Origin of the sequence: Mergibacter septicus (genome assembly GCF_003265225.1) — a bacterium.
GTDB lineage: Bacteria > Pseudomonadota > Gammaproteobacteria > Enterobacterales > Pasteurellaceae > Mergibacter > Mergibacter septicus.
Genome location: NZ_CP022013.1, coordinates 704,380 through 721,319, shown reverse-complemented (window position 1 = coordinate 721,319; position 16,940 = coordinate 704,380). Strand labels below are relative to the sequence as shown.

Here is a 16,940-nt window from a genome sequence, read left to right as displayed (position 1 = left end):
TTTTATGGATAATTTAACTAATAACCTTGATTTTGAAACAACTCTAAAAGAATTAGAAGCGGTGGTTAATCGTCTAGAAAGTGGCGATTTATCATTAGAAGAAGCGGTTAGCCAATTTAGCAAAGGTATACAACTTGCACAGCAAGGGCAAGAACGCTTACAACAAGCTGAACAACAAGTTCAAATTTTATTGAGTAAAAATGTTGATGGTGAATTAAGCCAATATCAACCAGAAGATGACTATTTTTAGGCTAAAGTAAAATTATGTATCAATTTTCATCAGATCTAACAACCTTTCAACAACGAATTAATCATTTTTTAACTGAAAAGTTAGCTATTTTTGATAGTTCACCTGCACCACTGGCTGAAGCAATGAAATATGGCGTGTTATTAGGAGGAAAACGCATTCGACCATTCCTAATTTATGCGACTGGTCGTATGTTAGGGGCTGATTTAAACCACCTTGATTATGCAGCTGCTGCGATTGAATGTATGCACTGTTATTCATTAATTCACGATGATTTACCAGCAATGGACAATGATACGTTACGTCGTAACAAACCCACTTGCCATATTGTCTTTGATCAAGCCACAGCAATACTCGCCGCCGATGCACTACAAGCTTTTTCTTTCGAATTATTAACGCATTCTTCACTTTCCACCCAACAACAATTAGCACAAATTAAAACATTAGCCCAAGCTGCTGGTGCAAACGGAATGTGTTTAGGGCAAAGTCTAGATCTGATTTCAGAACATAAAACGATTTCATTAGCAGAATTAGAACGTATTCATCGTAATAAAACAGGGGCATTAATTGTTGCAGCAGTAAAACTCGGACTTTATGCCTCTCCTCATTTTAATCATTTTGAATTAGAACAAAAACTAACTCAATATGCAGAAATAATAGGTTTAGCTTTTCAAGTACAAGATGATATTTTGGATATTACTGCAAGTAGCGAACAAATAGGTAAAAAAGCAGGCTCTGATTTAATTGCAGATAAAAGTACTTATCCAAAACTATTAGGCTTAGAACAAGCACAACAAAAAGCGTTAGAATTACAACAGCAAGCTTTAACTTTATTAGCTAATTTACCTTTCAACACTCAGCCATTAGCACAACTTGCTCGTTTCATTGTGGAAAGAAAAAAATAAAAATCAATTTAAAGTTAAAAGATAAAACTTTCAGTAAAAAATATTTATCTAAGTAAGAGCTACACAAATGTAGCTCTTGTTATTACATAAAGAGAAATTTATAACCAAGGTTTTTGTGTACGTTGCCACCATCGAATTAATAAATTATCAACGCTTTGTTCTGCTTGCTTACCTAATTTTTGCCCTAACGTACGTTTTGTATGATATTTAACTTCAAGTACATCTTTATCTTCATTTTCAATAGCCGCTAAGATTAAGTCATCGCTAGTTGCAATCTCATCAATTAATCCTAATTCTAATGCTTGTTGTCCAAACCAATACTCCCCTGTTGCAACAGTATCAATTGTAATGTGCGGACGATTTTCAACCACAAATTGTTTAAAAAGTTGGTGAATATTGTCCAAGTCTTGTTGAAATTTTTGTTTTCCTTTTTCAGTATTTTCACCAAGCACCGTCATAGTGCGTTTAAATTCCCCAGCAGTCATAACATCGACATCAACATCATGTTTTTTCAAAAAACGATGAATGTTAGGTAATTGTGCAACCACACCAATAGAACCGACAATAGCAAAAGGGGCGGAGACAATCTTATCTGCCACACAAGCCATCATATATCCTCCACTTGCAGCTACCTGATCAACCGCAATAGTTAATTTAATCCCTTTTTGTTTGATGCGTTTTAACTGGGAAGCTGCTAAACCATATCCCTGTACAACCCCACCGGGACTTTCAAGACGTAACAAAACTTCATCTTTTTCAGGGCGAGCAACCTGTAAAATAGCACTGATTACTTCTCTTAAGGAAGAAGTTTGTGATGCCATTGGATCGCCATTAAAATTAATCACAAATAAACAACTTTTTAATTCAGGCTCGGATAAATTATTAGTTGCTTTTTTTAACCGTGCTTTTTCAGCTTTTTCTTCTTCTTTAATTAATTTTTTCTCTTGTTTTTCCTGTGCTTTTAATATTGTTTCAGACAAGCGAAAATTTTTTAATTTAGTTTGATTTTCTTGATATTGCTCCTTCAAATCAATGATTTTTAATTCACCCGCTTTATCTTTATCCTGTTTTCTAACCGCCAGAATAATACCAGCGATAGCGACTATAACCAGTAATAAAGTGATAATTTCAAGGATAAATACACCATAATTAATTAAAATTTCTGACCACATCATCAATCCTCTTTTTTAAATTAAATTCTACAATCTTTTTAATAGCATACCGTATTTTTTCTGAAATGAAAAAGACCGTTTTTAATAAAACGGTCTTCAAATCTAATCCATTTTATCCAATGAAATTAACGATATTTCTTATGATATTCATTACGAATTGATAAAACTTCTCTTGCTTTTGCTTTAGCTTGCTCAAGATCACCATTCTTAGCAAGTGTTTCAGCTTGTTCAAGAACATCAATAAAAGACTGCATACCATGTTTATAATCTTGAATTTCAGCACTGTCTGATGCTTTACCTAATAAACTAGTAGGAACAAGATCAAGTGAAACTGTTGCAGCTTGTTTCATTGCATCTAAATGCTTTAGGAATGAACTTGCATCAGTTGCATTAAGCATTCCACCTACATTAGTTTGCATCACGTACATTTCTTGATCAAGTGATGCAGCCATTACTGGATTAAATGCACTAAAAGATAATAATCCACAAGCTAACAATATTTTTGCTGAATGTTTTAAATTCATAATTACCTCTTATAATTTCTGGTATTGGGAGAACAAAAAATCCAGCGAATTATAATAGATAATCATTTAATCAGATATAGTTAGTTTATCAGTTTTACCAATTAAAATAATTGCCAAACAACTGGCAATTCAGGATCATTTTCATTTAAATACAAAGACTTACCCAATTCAATCCATTGGCAAGGAAAGTGAAAATCTGAGCCAACCGATCCCATTAATCCATTTTCTTTTGCCCAACGAATTAATAACTGACGTTGTTCTTGCGTTTGACCACAACCAGCAACTTCGATAGCATCACCACCCCACTGCTTAAATTCAAACAATAATTTTTTTATTTTTCTCGTAGTCATTTGATAACGTAAAGGATGAGCAACTACAGCTATACCACCACTGGCGTGAATAGTTTGAATCGCTGTTGGAATATCACACCAATCCGTCTTAACATAAGCAACTTTACCTTGACGTAAAAATTTCTTAAAAGCTTGTTGTTGATTCGCTGCCTTACCAATTTGAACTAAATAACGTGCATAATGCGCCCGAGTTACTTCTCCCTGTGTTAAGGCTGAAGCTTCAAAAAAAGCATTTTCAACACCAATTTTTGCTAATCTTTCACCAATCTCTTTTGCTCGCTGTTGTCGTAAATCTTGCTGTTGTTGTAATAATTCGACCATTGCCGAATGGGTAGGATCAAAATTCAACCCAACTATATGGATTGAATGATTTTCCCATTGGGTTGAGATTTCAACACCATTAATTAACTTTAGATTAACTTGTTTTGCCGCTATTTGTGCCTCACCTAAGCCCGTAACGGTATCATGATCGGTTAACGCTAATGTTGTTACGCCGTATTCAGCAGCACGTAATACAACTTCTGTCGGCGATAACATACCATCTGATGCTGTGCTATGACAATGTAAATCATAACGTGGTGAAGCGGGAATTAAGTGAGAAATAGGAGTACTAACCATTAAAAATCAAATAGATACTATTAAAAAAGAAATGTTAAGCAGATTGAAGATAATAATGTGATGCTGTCACAATTTCACTACTTTCTAAACGATTGGTAAAAATTCTAAAAGGTTCACCAAATGAAAGTGTTAAACCCGGTAATTGTAAACTATTATCAAGTAATAAAACTGTTGCTACTGCACCATCAATTGCTGCAATTAAAAAATTACACCACCGCCGATCTTGCTTTATCATTGCACGTGCAAGTTTATTCTCTGGGTCTAAGGAAGTGCTTTGTTCGTGAAAATACCAACTTTTTGGTTGATTAGGTACTAAAAAGCGGTTAGCTGCGACAGCTGAATAAGCCAACATTTCACAATCTCGATAATTAAAATTAAGTACTTCTAACTGTCGCATAAAATCTGAGAAAAGTTCAAAATCTGGCAAATCGCAAGTATTTTGTTGTAATCCCATATGATTTAAATGATGTTTTTTCAATGTTGTTTTCACGCTATTTTTTGAAGACAATAATACCGTCAGACAATCTTTGTCCGCATCATATTGCCATTTACATAATTCATCAAAAAACATTGAAAATACCTAATTATTTAAATTAAACCCGCTATATCCTACTGATTTAAATTAGAAAAATCTACTATTTATCTAAAAATAATATCTAATTTGACAAATTTTTAAAATTATTTGATATATTTGATTAAATCCTGAACTAATTTAGGGCCATGATAAATTAAACCAGAATAAAGTTGTAATAATTCTGCACCAGCGGTGATTTTTTCCTGAGCATTTATCACACTATCAATGCCCCCACTACCAATAATTGGAATATCGCCTTTTAATTCAGCAAATAATCGAGTAATTACCTGAGTGCTAAGATTTTGTAATGGTTTACCACTTAACCCACCTTGTTGTTCCGCATTGCTTAATCCTTTAACCATTCCTCGTTCTAAGGTGGTATTTGTTGCAATTACACCATCTATTTTGTGCCGTTTTAAACTATCCGCTATCGCAATTAATTCTTTTTCAGTTAAGTCTGGTGCAATTTTTACTGCAATAGGTACATATTTTTTATATTGTTGACTCAGTTCAGCTTGTTTATTTTTAACCGATAGTAATAGATCATCTAATAATTCCCCATATTGTAAATTTCTTAATCCGGGAGAGTTAGGGGAAGAAATATTAATAGTAATATAATCGGCATAAGAATACGCTTTCTTTAAACAAATTAAATAATCCTCTTTTCCTTTCTCAACGGGAGTAAAAGTATTTTTTCCAATATTAATTCCCAACACGCCATCATATTTTGCCCTTTTTATATTTTCAATTAAATAATCAATACCATGATTATTAAACCCATTTCGATTGATTATTCCTTCTGCTTCGATTAAACGGAATTGACGTGGCTTAGGATTACCATCTTGTGCTAAAGGTGTTACTGTTCCTACTTCAATAAAACCAAAACCTAATGCTGCAAATCCATCTATAGCTTCTCCATTTTTATCTGCACCAGCGGCTAATCCAATTGGATTTTTAAAGGAGATTCCCATGCAAGTTCTTTTTTGCCCAACTGCGTTATAATAACGTTGTAAACAACGGTTGAAAGGAAATTTCCCTGCATAATGCAATGCTTTTAAACTGAAATCATGTGCGTTTTCTGCTTGCATTCGAAAAAGCATTTGTCGAATTAAACGATACATAGTTATTATCCTTTTAAGTAGCCTACGAAAATTATTTAAATTTTTTAGATAAAAAAACTGGTGTTGTGATAACAAACACCAGTTTATTTTCTATTTGATTTGATTAAACCAATACATTAGCTAATCCGTCCATGACAATGTTTATATTTTTTGCCAGAACCACAAGGACAAGGTTCATTTCTACCAATTTTAGGCTTACCATCTTCTATTTCATCATCTGACGTTTCAGCACCTAAATTTTTCATACGCTTGGCATTACGTTCTGCCGCTGCAATTCTTGCTTGTTCGGCTTCCTCAATTTCTTCTTGAGAACGCACTTGCACTTTAGTAAGTGTACTAATCACACTAAATTTCAGTGCATCAAGCATTTCAGTAAACATCTGGAATGACTCTTTTTTATACTCTTGTTTTGGATCTTTTTGTGCATAACCTCGCAAGTGAATAGCTTTACGTAAATGATCCATTGCAGATAAATGTTCTTTCCACAGATCATCTAAGGTTTGCAACATCACACCTTTTTCAAAGCTACGCATAACTTCACTACCAACTAATGTTTCTTTATGCTGATAATCCTCAACCGCTTGTTCAAGAATACGTTCACGCAAAGTTTCTTCATGCAAGTTATGATCCTGTTCTAACCAATCAGCAATAGGTAATTCCATATGGAAGTCATGTTTCAAACGTTGCTCTAATCCTTCAATATCCCATAATTCTTCTAAAGACTGAGGTGGAATATATTGATCGATCACCATATTGAAAACATCTTTACGGATAGTATCAATCGTTTCTTTAATATCTTCATTTTCAAGCAATTCATTCCGCTGTGCATAAATTGCATGCCGTTGATCATTCGCTACATCGTCAAACTCTAATAAGTTTTTCCGTCCATCAAAGTTAAATGCTTCAACTTTTGCCTGAGCTGATGCAATAACCTTAGCTAGCATCTTAGATTCCATCGCCTGACTAGGATCAGTAAAGGTTTTTCTCATAAAGTTTAAACGACTCTCAGAAAGATAAATTCGCATTAATGCATCATCAAGTGAGAGGTAAAAACGTGATGAACCGGGATCCCCTTGTCGTCCTGAACGTCCTCTTAGCTGATTATCAATTCGGCGAGATTCATGACGTTCAGTGCCAATAATATGTAAACCACCCGCTTGCATGACAATATCGTGACGTTGTTGCCAAGCTTGTTTTATTGCAGCAATTTGTTCTTCCGTTGGATTATCTAATTTTGCAACTTCAGCTTTCCAGTTACCACCTAAAACAATATCCGTACCACGTCCTGCCATATTAGTTGCAATGGTAACAGCCCCGGGATACCCTGCATCAGCAACAATATCTGCCTCTTGAGCATGAAACTTCGCATTTAAAACATTATGCTTAATGCCTGCTTTGGTTAATATTTCAGAAAGTAATTCTGATTTTTCAATTGACACAGTCCCGACAAGTACAGGTTGTTGGCGAGCAATACAATCTTTAATATCCGCTACAATGGCATCAAATTTATGTTTTTCATCAGAGAACATCAAATCTGTTCTATCATCACGGATCATTGGACGATTGGTTGGAATAACAATGGTTTCTAAACCATAAATATGTTGGAATTCAAATGCTTCTGTATCTGCCGTTCCTGTCATTCCAGCTAATTTTTCATATAAACGGAAGTAGTTTTGATAGGTGATAGAAGCAACAGTTTGATTTTCGCTTTGAATCTTAACCCCTTCTTTTGCTTCAATAGCTTGATGCAACCCTTCCGACCAACGACGTCCTGCCATTGTTCGTCCAGTATGTTCATCGACAATGACCACTTCACCATCTTTAATAATATAATCAACGTTACGCTCAAAAAGAGAGTGAGCTCGCAATGCAGCATAAACATGATGTAATAAACTAATATTGGCAGGAGAATATAAAGACTCCCCTTCTTCCATTAAGCCAGCTTCAACTAATAATTGTTCGATTTTTAGTTGACCACGTTCAGTTAAATGTGCCTGTTTAGTTTTTAAATCAACGGTATAATGCCCTTTCCCTTGATATTCTTCAGAATCCTCTTTATCCTGTTTCATCAATTTAGGAATCAGTTTATTAACCGCAATATATAAACTAGAACTATCTTCTGCTTGACCTGAAATAATTAACGGTGTTCTTGCTTCATCAATTAAAATAGAGTCAACTTCATCTACTAACGCATAATGTAAAGGACGTTGATAACGCTCTTGTGGAGAACGGGCTAAGTTATCTCTTAAATAGTCAAAGCCTAATTCACTATTCGTTGCATAGGTAATATCCGCCTGATAAGCTTGACGTTTTTCTTCAGGTAACATACCCGGAAGATTAACAGCCACACTCATTCCTAAAAATTCAAATAAAGGACGATTTGTTTCAGCATCACGGCGAGCAAGATAATCATTAACCGTAACAACGTGAACTCCTTTACCAGTCAAAGCATTAAGATAACAAGGTAAGGTTGCTGTTAAGGTTTTCCCTTCCCCTGTTCTCATCTCTGCAATACAACGATTATTCAACACCATACCACCGATTAATTGCACATCAAAATGACGTAAACCTAAAACACGTTTACTGGCTTCTCGTACAGTGGCAAAGGCTTCTGGTAAAATTTGATCTAATGTTTCGCCATCTTGTAACCGTTGACGAAACTCCCCTGTTTTAGCTTTTAATTCATCATCAGTTAATGCGACAAATTCAGGTTCAATTTTATTAATTAGGGCAACACGTTTATTTAAACGACGTAAAATACGGTCATTACGACTACCAAATAATTTAGTTATAAGGGCTCTAAGCATAATTTTTTCTTACAGTTAAGTTAATAATATTAATAATATAAAGATAATTTCTTCATAAACATATAATTACACAAGTTAAAAAAATGGCCCTGCTCGAATACTATATTGTCGTTTAATGAATTTAGTATAAATTTTGATTGGAATTTGAAAATATTGGGTATTTAATGATGATAAATTACTCGTACGATATTTAGCATTTTGCTGTTTGATCAATCTTTGGGTTGAAATAATCAGATTTTCAGCAAGTAAGTTATAACGATGAGATCGTTTTTCATACGTAAAAGTATAATTTACTTCCGTTGTTTCGGTTAATTTATGTTCGGTATGCAGAGGAAAAACAAAGATAGCGAGCATTCCCAACAAAAGTTGAGACCAAAATTGCTGTTTTCCCAATCCTACTTGTTGCATTAATGAATCCTAAACAACTAACTTTATACTAAAAAGAATTGCTGCATTATAAAAGAAATCCGCTACAATGTCATTGTTAATAACAAAGGTATTGCTTTAGATTAGCAAATTTAATACTTAGCAAGATAAATTTATTCTCAATTTAAAAAGAAAGAGTATAAAATGCTTAAAAAAACACAGAAAATCAAAAATATCCGAGATATTATGAATAACTCTTCATTAGCAAATATCTTTGAGAAAGGATTAAAAATTGTTGAAATAAACCAAAAACTATCGCAAATAATCCCACCTGAATATAAATATCAGGTTCATCTTGCAAATATTCGAGATGATGTTGCCAGTTTAGAAACAAGTAATGCCGTTATTCGTCAAGCACTGTTATTTCAACAAAACACCTTACTTCTTGCTCTCCAGAAACTTGCCCCTAATATAAAAAAATTAGAAATAAAAATTAATCCTAATTTTCGATCATAAAACGATCGATCTAGTTTAAGTTATTCAAATTATATTCTGAATTCTCTAATTAAGAATTTCATAACTTCTATTATTTATTTAAAAGTTTTATTTAACGTTTATTCTGATTAAAAACAGCGATTAATTCATTTACTTTAACACGTTGTTTTGCATTATGACTAATAGAACGTTGTACTTTAATTTTACGCAATTTAGCACCAACATAAAGTGAACGGGTAAAAGGAGTATCATGGTTTGAAATTAAAACCGTACTCGCATTTTGAATAGCTATTTTGCGTGCTAATTCGGCTAAATGTTGTTGTTGCTCTAAACCAAATTCATTACCCGCATAACTGGTAAAATTTGTATCTTGGATTAAAGGAGCATAGGGAGGATCACAATAAACAACGGTGTGTTCATCGGCTAGTTCCAATGTCTTTTCAAAGGAAGCACATATAAATTCTGCTTTTTGCGCTTTTTCTGCAAAAAAATATAATTCTTTTTCGGGAAAATAATGACGTTGATAAGATCCAAACGGAACATTAAATTGATTATTACTGTTATAACGGCATAAACCATTAAAACCAAATCGATTTAAATAAAGAAAAATTATCGCTTTTCTAAAAAGATTATCCGTATTATTAAATTCTGTGCGGAGATCGTAATAATATTGTCGGCTATTCGCTTGTGGATGTTGAAATAATTTTTTGCTTTCTTCAATATAATCTTCACTATGTAGTTTAATAATATTGAATAAATTAATTAAATCAGGATTAATATCCGCTAAAATATAATGTTCAAAATCAGTATTCAAAAAAACTGAACCCGCACCAACGAAGGGTTCAATCAAACAACCTTTCTTTTTTTTCGGTAGTAGCCGAGTGATTTCATCAATTAAACGAAATTTTCCTCCCGCCCATTTAAGAAAAGAACGATGTTTTTTAATACTCTTTTTTGAAACAGATCTGGGCGACATAATTTTTACGTAATTAATTTAAATGAATACGCTTACTAATTGCTTTAATTACTAGTGCTTGAGCATTATCTGAGGAAACATAGGCTTGCCCAAGATCTTTGAGTAAGACCAAACGTAATTTACCTGATAATACTTTCTTGTCTCGCATCATATAAGGTAAATACTGTTCTGCTGTCATTCCTTCTGGAGAATAAATAGGTAATTTTGCTTTTTCTAACAACTGTTGTAAGCGTTGTAAATCGTGCTGATTAAGATCGCCTAATAAACAGGATTGTTCTGCAGCTATTAACATCCCTACGGCAACAGCTTCACCATGTAGCCAATTACCATAACCAAGATGGGCTTCTATCGCATGCCCGAATGTATGACCTAAATTTAATAATGCACGATCACCTTTTTCTTTTTCATCTCGGGCAACAACCTCAGCCTTTAACTGACAACAACGTTGAATACAATATTGTAAAGCATCTTGCTCTAACGCAATAACTTGTTCAATATGTTGTTCTAACCAAGCAAAAAATTCAGCATCAAAGATCGCACCGTATTTAATGACTTCAGCCAAACCAGCACTAATCTCTCTATCTGGTAAACTCGTTAAAGTGTCTGTGTCAATAATTACCATTTCAGGCTGATAAAAAGCTCCAATCATATTTTTCCCTAAAGAATGATTGACTGCTGTCTTACCACCTACCGAAGAATCTACTTGAGCAAGTAAACTGGTTGGAATTTGAATAAAGCGTACACCTCTTTGATAAGAAGCTGCAGCATAACCTGCAATATCTCCAATTACACCACCACCCAATGCAATAATCGTGGTATCACGCCCATGTTTATTTTCAAGTAAAGCAGTAAATATTAAATTCAAAGAGTCCAATGTTTTATATTTTTCACCATCAGGTAAAAGAACATTATCAACTTGGCAGCCACATTTTTGGAGGGTTTGGGTTAGTGTTGGTAAGTAGTACTCAGCAATAGTTGGATTAGAAACAATCATTACTTTATCGCCTTGCTTTAATCCACGAAAATAATCAGTTTGTGATAACAGACCACGTCCAATATAAATTGGATATTCTCGTTCTTGCAAGGCTACATTGACACAAACCATACACTATCCCCTATAAATTATTTAATTTTGATCATTTTGCAATAATTCAATAATACGACTTGCTGTTAATTTTGCACTTTGATCATCTGTTTGTAATGTAATATCAGCAATTTCTTCATATAGAGGATTACGTACTTTTGCTAAATCTTCTAATACTTGGCGTGGATCTTCAACACCTTGCAATAAAGGACGTTTTTTATCTCTCTGAGTCCGTTGATATTGTTTTTCTACTGTTGTTTCAAGATAGATAACGATTCCACGTGCTGAAAGATGATTTCTTGTTTCTTTAGATAAAATCGAACCACCACCAGTAGAAAGAACTAAACCTTGGCGTTGACTTAATTCATTAATAATCCGCTCTTCACGTTTACGGAAGCCATCTTCACCTTCAACATCAAAAATCCAACCAATGTCTGCTCCAGCACGTTGCTCTATTTCCTGATCAGAATCGACAAAGTCCATATTGAGTAATTGAGCTAACTGCCGTCCGATAGTACTCTTGCCTGCCCCCATCGGTCCTATCAAAAAAATATTTCTTTTTTCTGTCATTATGCTTTTACACTAATATTAATAAAAATACGTAATTGATCTTTTACAAAAAATACCTCTAATCAACGGTAAAATTACTGCATATAAAATGAATTAAGTAGAATAATTATTCCTTCCACTCAATTTACAGTAAGAAAAGATCCCCTAACTAAACTCCCCTTTTATCTCGGGATTAAGGGCGTTATTATCGCAATAAAACGCCCCCCTTTCAACTATATAAAGTGGATTCATGTTATTAAGCGAAGAACATCACGCCACTCTTTGATTCTTTTTTACATAAAAAAGAATCACAATAAAATAATTTTAATTATCTACTTCTAATTTACGATTATGTTCGGTTTCAGGTTCTAAATCTAATTTAGCCATTAATAATTGATCGGTATCTTCTTCTGGATTACCTGTCACCAATAATTTATCGCCATAAAAGATAGAATTTGCACCAGCAAGAAAACACATTGCTTGCATCGCTTCTGGCATGCCATGTCGCCCTGCAGATAGACGAACATAGCTTTTAGGCATTGTAATCCTTGCAACAGCGATTGTTCTTACAAACTCTGTCCAATCAAGATCTTCTGCTTCCATAAGTGGTGTCCCTTCTACTTTCACTAATTGGTTGATAGGAACAGATTCTGGCTGCGGATCTAAATTTGCTAAACTTGCAATTAAACCTGCCCGTTCTTTACGGGTTTCATTCATACCAACAATACCACCACAACAGACTTTTAAGCCAGCTTGTCTTACTTTACCTAAGGTATTAATACGATCATCAAAACGGCGAGTACCTATAACTTCGTGGTAGTATTCTGGGGAAGTATCCAAATTATGATTATAATAATCTAATCCAGCCTCTTTTAACTCCTCAGCCATACCATCTTGAAGTAAACCAAAAGTTCCGCAAGTTTCTAACCCTAATTCTTTTACGGCTTTAATAATAGCTGTTACTTTTTCAATATCTTTCGGTTTTGGACCACGCCAAGCTGCCCCCATACAAAACCGTCCTGCTCCACGAGCTTTCGCAATTTTCGCTTTTTCAACAATCTCCTCAATATCCAAGATTTTTTGATTTTGTACTCCTGTTTGGTAACGAGCTGATTGAGGACAATAACCACAATCTTCAGGACAACCCCCTGTTTTAATAGACATTAAAGTTGATAGTTGGATAGCCTGAGGATTAAAATTTTCTCGATGCACTTGGGCTGCACGATATACTAACTCTAAAAAAGGAGTTTCAAAGAGCGCTTCAACCTTACAAACAGACCAATACTCCACTGATGGATGTGGGGTAATAGAACTCAGTTGAATTGGTGTTATTGTCATAGTAAATCCTTGATAAAAATAATTTGATTATAAATAAAATCAAATACTTAAATAAAACATTATCTTGTAATAAAATCACTCAACTACTCAATTTAGCCTAGCATTAGCAAAGCTAAAAATAGCTTAAGCACATACGATAAATATAATTAACCTTGGTTTAATTAAATGATGATAAAATCTATCATTCACTTTGGTTAAGAAACATCGTCAAGCCGTTTTAAAAAAGTAAGTTGACTATTCTACTTTAGCTATTCATATTAACCAAATAATTTGCATTGATCCGACCAGTTTCAATTGAAATAACACGATTAATCCTAGACTCTACTTCTTTTAATTGATGAGTTACCATCAATAAAGTCAGATTTTTGTCGCTACAAAGTTGATCGAGCAGTTCAAGCATTTCTTGTCTTAACACAAGGTCTAACGCCGAAAAAGGTTCATCTAGCAATAAAATAGGTTGATCTCGCAATAAACAACGTGCAATCGCTACTCGCTGTTTTTGTCCACCAGATAATGCTGTTGGAAGACGAGTGAGATATTGCCCTAAACCAACTTTTTCCGCTACTTGCTCCACTGCTACTAGCTCTTGAGAAGTAGGAATTAATGTTGGTCTAAGCCCTAAAAGAATATTTTGTAATACATTTAAATGAGGAAAAAGATTATTTTCTTGAAATAGCATTGAAACAGGGCGTTGATATGGTTGGGTATCAGTATTCTCTTGGCCGTTTAACCAAATTTCTCCTGATGTCGCCTTTTCAAAACCAGCGATCAAATTGAGTAAAGTACTTTTACCCGCCCCACTTGCACCAACAATAGCAACTTTCTGCCCTTCTGGTACAGAAAAATCAAACTGCATCAACATAGTTTTATAATCGAAAACAAGCTGTTTAACTAAAATCATCGGTTGCATTTCTCTGTTCCATTGTTTGACGTTCAATAAATAAAAAAATAAAACAACACATCAGCAATAAAATCAGTGCGGTTACTGCTGCATCTTGCGTTTTATAATGCCCTAATTGTTGATATAACAAACGAGGCAGAGAAGTAAAATCTTGTGAGCCTAATAATGCCATGATTGTAAAATCACCTAAAGATAATGCTGTTGCGAAAGCAAAAGCAGATTTTAAAGGTGCTAATAAGGTTGCCTTTTCGACTAATAACCAACGTTTCCACCCACGAATATTTAATGACAAGCATAAATTTTGATAATGTAACATATTGTTATTTAATGGAACGGCTAGCAATCTGATCACAAATGGCATTGCCATTAAAGCATTACAAATTGCCACAATCAAAAATAACAAAATAATATCTACATCAAAATATTGTAAATTTAAATACAAACCAATTGCTAATACTAAGGTTGGGATAGCTAAAATTAACGTACCAATATTAAGAAAATTCTCTGCCAGCCAACGATATTTTTGCCAGCGTAACTGACGTGCGGTTAATAATAATCCTAAAGAGAAAAAGACACTGATCATACCTGCAGTTGGAGCCAGTATTATAGTAAAACCAATCGCTTGCCATAATTCTGGATTGAACCAAACAGCCCAAAAATCAGATACTTTCAAGGCTGAATATAATGTATTTAATAACGGTAAAATGATAAAAAGCATAGCAGATATGAGGATAAGGCTTAAAACCACTTTATTTAACCGAGAGATTGGTGCTATCCACCAACTATTATGTGGTGAACTAGGAGGTGCTTGGTGAAAAAAGGTCGTTACAGTAAATAAGCCAAAGCAAAAAATAAATTGTAACACGGCAAAAAAGGCTGCCTTGCTAAGATCAAAATCGAAGGTAATTGCCTGATAAATCGCAACTTCTAATGTTGTATATTTAGGACCACCACCCAAAGTTAAGACTATTGTAAAACTTGTAAAACAAAGTAAAAAAATAAGACTAGCCAAAGGGAGAAGTTGTTGACGAATATACGGCAATTCAATTAAGCGGAAAAATGCCCAACCTCGAATGTTTAATTGTGCTGCAAGCTGATGTTGTTGTGGTGGGATACTTTGTAAACTTTGTAATAAGACTTTACTTGCCAGCGGCATATTAAAAAAGAGATGAGTAAGCAAAATCCCATTCAAGCCATAAACACTGGGTAAAGTGAGATTAAACCAGTGAAAGAAATGAGATAACCAGCCATTATTACCATAAACTCCAATAATCCCAAAAATCACCACTAATGATGGCAAAACATAAGTTAAGGTAAACAGTTTTAATAATAAAGGTTTCGCAAAAAATTCAAGATAAAATAATGCTCTTGCAACTGGTATTGCTAAAATCAGCGATAAAACAACGGATAAACTCGCTTGATAAAAACTAAAACGGATAACGTGCCATAAATAAGGATCCTGCCATAACTCGCCCCACTGTGTTCCGTTTTGTTGCCAAAGAGCGATGAGACTTGAAGCATAAAAAAATAGTAAAAAAATAAATACCGCTATTCCCCAGAAATAACTTTTGATTTGAGAATAGCGATATAACACACTCTTATAGAATTTTTTTAACATTAACAATGACTTAATCCACTAAAGCATTTTGCCACGTTGTCAACCATTTTTTAATCATTGCTTGATTAATCTTAGTTGTATCAACAACATTTGCTTTTAATTGTTGTTGTCTTAACTGATCATATCCTGCATCAATTTTAACATCGACCACTGGTAACATCACATTATTTAAGGCAATAATTTTCTGAGCTTCTGGACTAACCAGAAAAGCTAAAAATTCATCAGCTAATTTTTGATGTGGGCTATGTTTTAATTTTGCAGCCACTTCAATTTGTAAAATGCCCCCTTGATTAAATTTCGTGGCTACATATTTATACTCATTCTCGTTTAACTGATGATATAGCGGAGAGGTATTATAACTTAAGACTAAATCAGCCTCCCCTTTTAAAAAAGCCCCATAAGCTTCCGACCAACCTTTCGTAACAGTAACCGTATGTTTAGCAAGTTTTTTCCATTCATCAGCAATTTGATTTGCTGGAAATGCACTATTCATCCATAGTAATAACCCTCGCCCAACTGAACTTGTACGTGGATCTTGATAAATAACTTTTAAATCTTGACGATTAATTAATTCAGCTAAACTTTTTGGCGGATTTTTCAATTTATCTTGGTTGTAAATAAAAGCAAATTCCCCAAAATCATAAGGTAGGAAGGTTTGATCTGTCCATTTAATTGGTAACTGTAAATGGTTCAAATTAAGATTATTCGCTGCAAATAATCCTGATTTTTTTGCTTCATCAATTAAGTTTGCATCTAAGCCGATTAAAACATCTGCTTTGGATTTGTTGCCGTCTAAACGTAATTTATTAAAGACTAAAATTGCATCATCAAATTTTTCAAATTTAACTTCACATCCGCACTTCTCTTCAAAAGCCTTTTTTAATTTAGACTTACCGCCAAAAGAACTATAAGTATAGACGTTTAAACTAGGCTTATCCGCAAAAACGGTTGAAATACTAAAAAGACCAACACAAAAAGTAGATAAAAGAAACTTTGATAAGTTGTTCATAGTGAGTCCTTATTCATCACATAAAAAAGATATTTGTGGCTGAAAAGGAGTTTGAATAGCAGAAAACGCTCTCAAATCCCTTCGCTGCGACTAATCAGATCAGGTTCGACGGGTATTATCTCAGCGTTATTTTTATTCATTAAATTAAAAATAAAGCACCCCGTTGAGAACGGAGGGCATTATAACTAAATTTCTACCTAATTCAATCAGAATTTATCACCTACATTTGATTGTTTATGTATGATGACTTTTATTTTAGTTAAAAAAATTCCGCCAAACACTGACG

17 protein-coding genes and 1 riboswitch are annotated in these 16,940 nt (G+C 33.9%); of the genes, 3 read left to right on the top strand and 14 right to left on the bottom strand.

From position 1 onward, the window contains the following. Positions 1 to 4: 4 nt before the first annotated feature. Together xseB and ispA are read left to right on the top strand one after the other, a co-directional pair. The gene (gene xseB, locus CEP47_RS03525) at positions 5 to 250 is read left to right on the top strand and encodes an exodeoxyribonuclease VII small subunit (protein ID WP_261920931.1); all 246 of its coding nucleotides are present in this window, start codon (positions 5 to 7) and stop codon (positions 248 to 250) included. A 14-nt stretch (positions 251 to 264) separates the two neighbouring features. Continuing rightward, on the top strand, positions 265 to 1,152 hold the full coding sequence (gene ispA, locus CEP47_RS03520; protein WP_261920932.1) for a (2E,6E)-farnesyl diphosphate synthase: 888 nt from the start codon (positions 265 to 267) through the stop codon (positions 1,150 to 1,152). A gap of 98 nt (positions 1,153 to 1,250) precedes the next feature. Here ispA and sohB read toward each other — a convergent pair whose 3' ends face one another. The 7 genes from sohB to secM all read right to left on the bottom strand — a co-directional run bounded on the left by sohB (position 1,251) and on the right by secM (position 8,726). Further along, the gene (gene sohB, locus CEP47_RS03515; protein ID WP_261920992.1) at positions 1,251 to 2,324 is read right to left on the bottom strand and encodes a protease SohB; all 1,074 of its coding nucleotides are present in this window, start codon (positions 2,322 to 2,324) and stop codon (positions 1,251 to 1,253) included. 125 nt (positions 2,325 to 2,449) lie between these two features. Further along, complete coding sequence (locus CEP47_RS03510) at positions 2,450 to 2,848, bottom strand: cytochrome b562 (protein ID WP_261920933.1); 399 nt, start codon at positions 2,846 to 2,848, stop codon at positions 2,450 to 2,452. 101 nt (positions 2,849 to 2,949) lie between these two features. Then, a complete protein-coding gene (rnm, locus tag CEP47_RS03505; RefSeq protein ID WP_261920934.1) occupies positions 2,950 to 3,816 on the bottom strand; it encodes an RNase RNM in 867 nt (288 codons plus the stop codon). A 34-nt stretch (positions 3,817 to 3,850) separates the two neighbouring features. Further along, entirely contained in the window at positions 3,851 to 4,387 is a 537-nt protein-coding gene (locus CEP47_RS03500) for a cell division protein ZapC (RefSeq protein WP_261920935.1), read from the bottom strand. 107 nt (positions 4,388 to 4,494) lie between these two features. Beyond that, the gene (gene pyrD / locus CEP47_RS03495; RefSeq protein ID WP_261920936.1) at positions 4,495 to 5,511 is read right to left on the bottom strand and encodes a quinone-dependent dihydroorotate dehydrogenase; all 1,017 of its coding nucleotides are present in this window, start codon (positions 5,509 to 5,511) and stop codon (positions 4,495 to 4,497) included. 116 nt (positions 5,512 to 5,627) lie between these two features. Next, positions 5,628 to 8,318 (bottom strand): preprotein translocase subunit SecA, encoded by a 2,691-nt coding sequence (secA, locus tag CEP47_RS03490; RefSeq protein ID WP_261920937.1) that lies wholly within the window; start codon positions 8,316 to 8,318, stop codon positions 5,628 to 5,630. A gap of 75 nt (positions 8,319 to 8,393) precedes the next feature. Continuing rightward, on the bottom strand, positions 8,394 to 8,726 hold the full coding sequence (gene secM / locus CEP47_RS03485; RefSeq protein ID WP_261920938.1) for a secA translation cis-regulator SecM: 333 nt from the start codon (positions 8,724 to 8,726) through the stop codon (positions 8,394 to 8,396). Positions 8,727 to 8,888: 162 nt separating this feature from the next. Between secM and CEP47_RS03480 the strand changes: the two genes are divergently transcribed. Further along, the gene (locus tag CEP47_RS03480) at positions 8,889 to 9,200 is read left to right on the top strand and encodes a DciA family protein (RefSeq protein ID WP_261920939.1); all 312 of its coding nucleotides are present in this window, start codon (positions 8,889 to 8,891) and stop codon (positions 9,198 to 9,200) included. 91 nt (positions 9,201 to 9,291) lie between these two features. Here the strand turns inward: CEP47_RS03480 and CEP47_RS03475 are convergent, their stop codons facing one another. The 7 genes from CEP47_RS03475 to thiB all read right to left on the bottom strand — a co-directional run bounded on the left by CEP47_RS03475 (position 9,292) and on the right by thiB (position 16,654). Further along, complete coding sequence (locus CEP47_RS03475) at positions 9,292 to 10,155, bottom strand: Dam family site-specific DNA-(adenine-N6)-methyltransferase (RefSeq protein WP_265482671.1); 864 nt, start codon at positions 10,153 to 10,155, stop codon at positions 9,292 to 9,294. Positions 10,156 to 10,168: 13 nt separating this feature from the next. Continuing rightward, positions 10,169 to 11,260 carry a 3-dehydroquinate synthase gene (gene aroB / locus CEP47_RS03470; RefSeq protein ID WP_261920940.1) on the bottom strand — a complete coding sequence of 364 codons (1,092 nt, stop codon included), beginning with the start codon at positions 11,258 to 11,260 and terminating at the stop codon, positions 10,169 to 10,171. A 21-nt stretch (positions 11,261 to 11,281) separates the two neighbouring features. Beyond that, on the bottom strand, positions 11,282 to 11,809 hold the full coding sequence (gene aroK, locus CEP47_RS03465) for a shikimate kinase AroK (protein WP_261920941.1): 528 nt from the start codon (positions 11,807 to 11,809) through the stop codon (positions 11,282 to 11,284). A 303-nt stretch (positions 11,810 to 12,112) separates the two neighbouring features. Beyond that, a complete protein-coding gene (gene bioB, locus CEP47_RS03460; RefSeq protein ID WP_261920942.1) occupies positions 12,113 to 13,126 on the bottom strand; it encodes a biotin synthase BioB in 1,014 nt (337 codons plus the stop codon). Between the two features lie 244 nt (positions 13,127 to 13,370). Then, complete coding sequence (gene thiQ, locus CEP47_RS03455; protein WP_261920993.1) at positions 13,371 to 14,027, bottom strand: thiamine ABC transporter ATP-binding protein; 657 nt, start codon at positions 14,025 to 14,027, stop codon at positions 13,371 to 13,373. After that, on the bottom strand, positions 14,014 to 15,645 hold the full coding sequence (gene thiP / locus CEP47_RS03450) for a thiamine/thiamine pyrophosphate ABC transporter permease ThiP (RefSeq protein ID WP_261920943.1): 1,632 nt from the start codon (positions 15,643 to 15,645) through the stop codon (positions 14,014 to 14,016). Before thiP ends, thiQ begins: the two co-directional genes overlap by 14 nt. A gap of 10 nt (positions 15,646 to 15,655) precedes the next feature. Next, positions 15,656 to 16,654 (bottom strand): thiamine ABC transporter substrate binding subunit, encoded by a 999-nt coding sequence (gene thiB, locus CEP47_RS03445; RefSeq protein ID WP_261920944.1) that lies wholly within the window; start codon positions 16,652 to 16,654, stop codon positions 15,656 to 15,658. A gap of 58 nt (positions 16,655 to 16,712) precedes the next feature. Further along, a riboswitch (TPP riboswitch) is annotated at positions 16,713 to 16,827 on the bottom strand. Positions 16,828 to 16,940 lie beyond the last annotated feature (113 nt).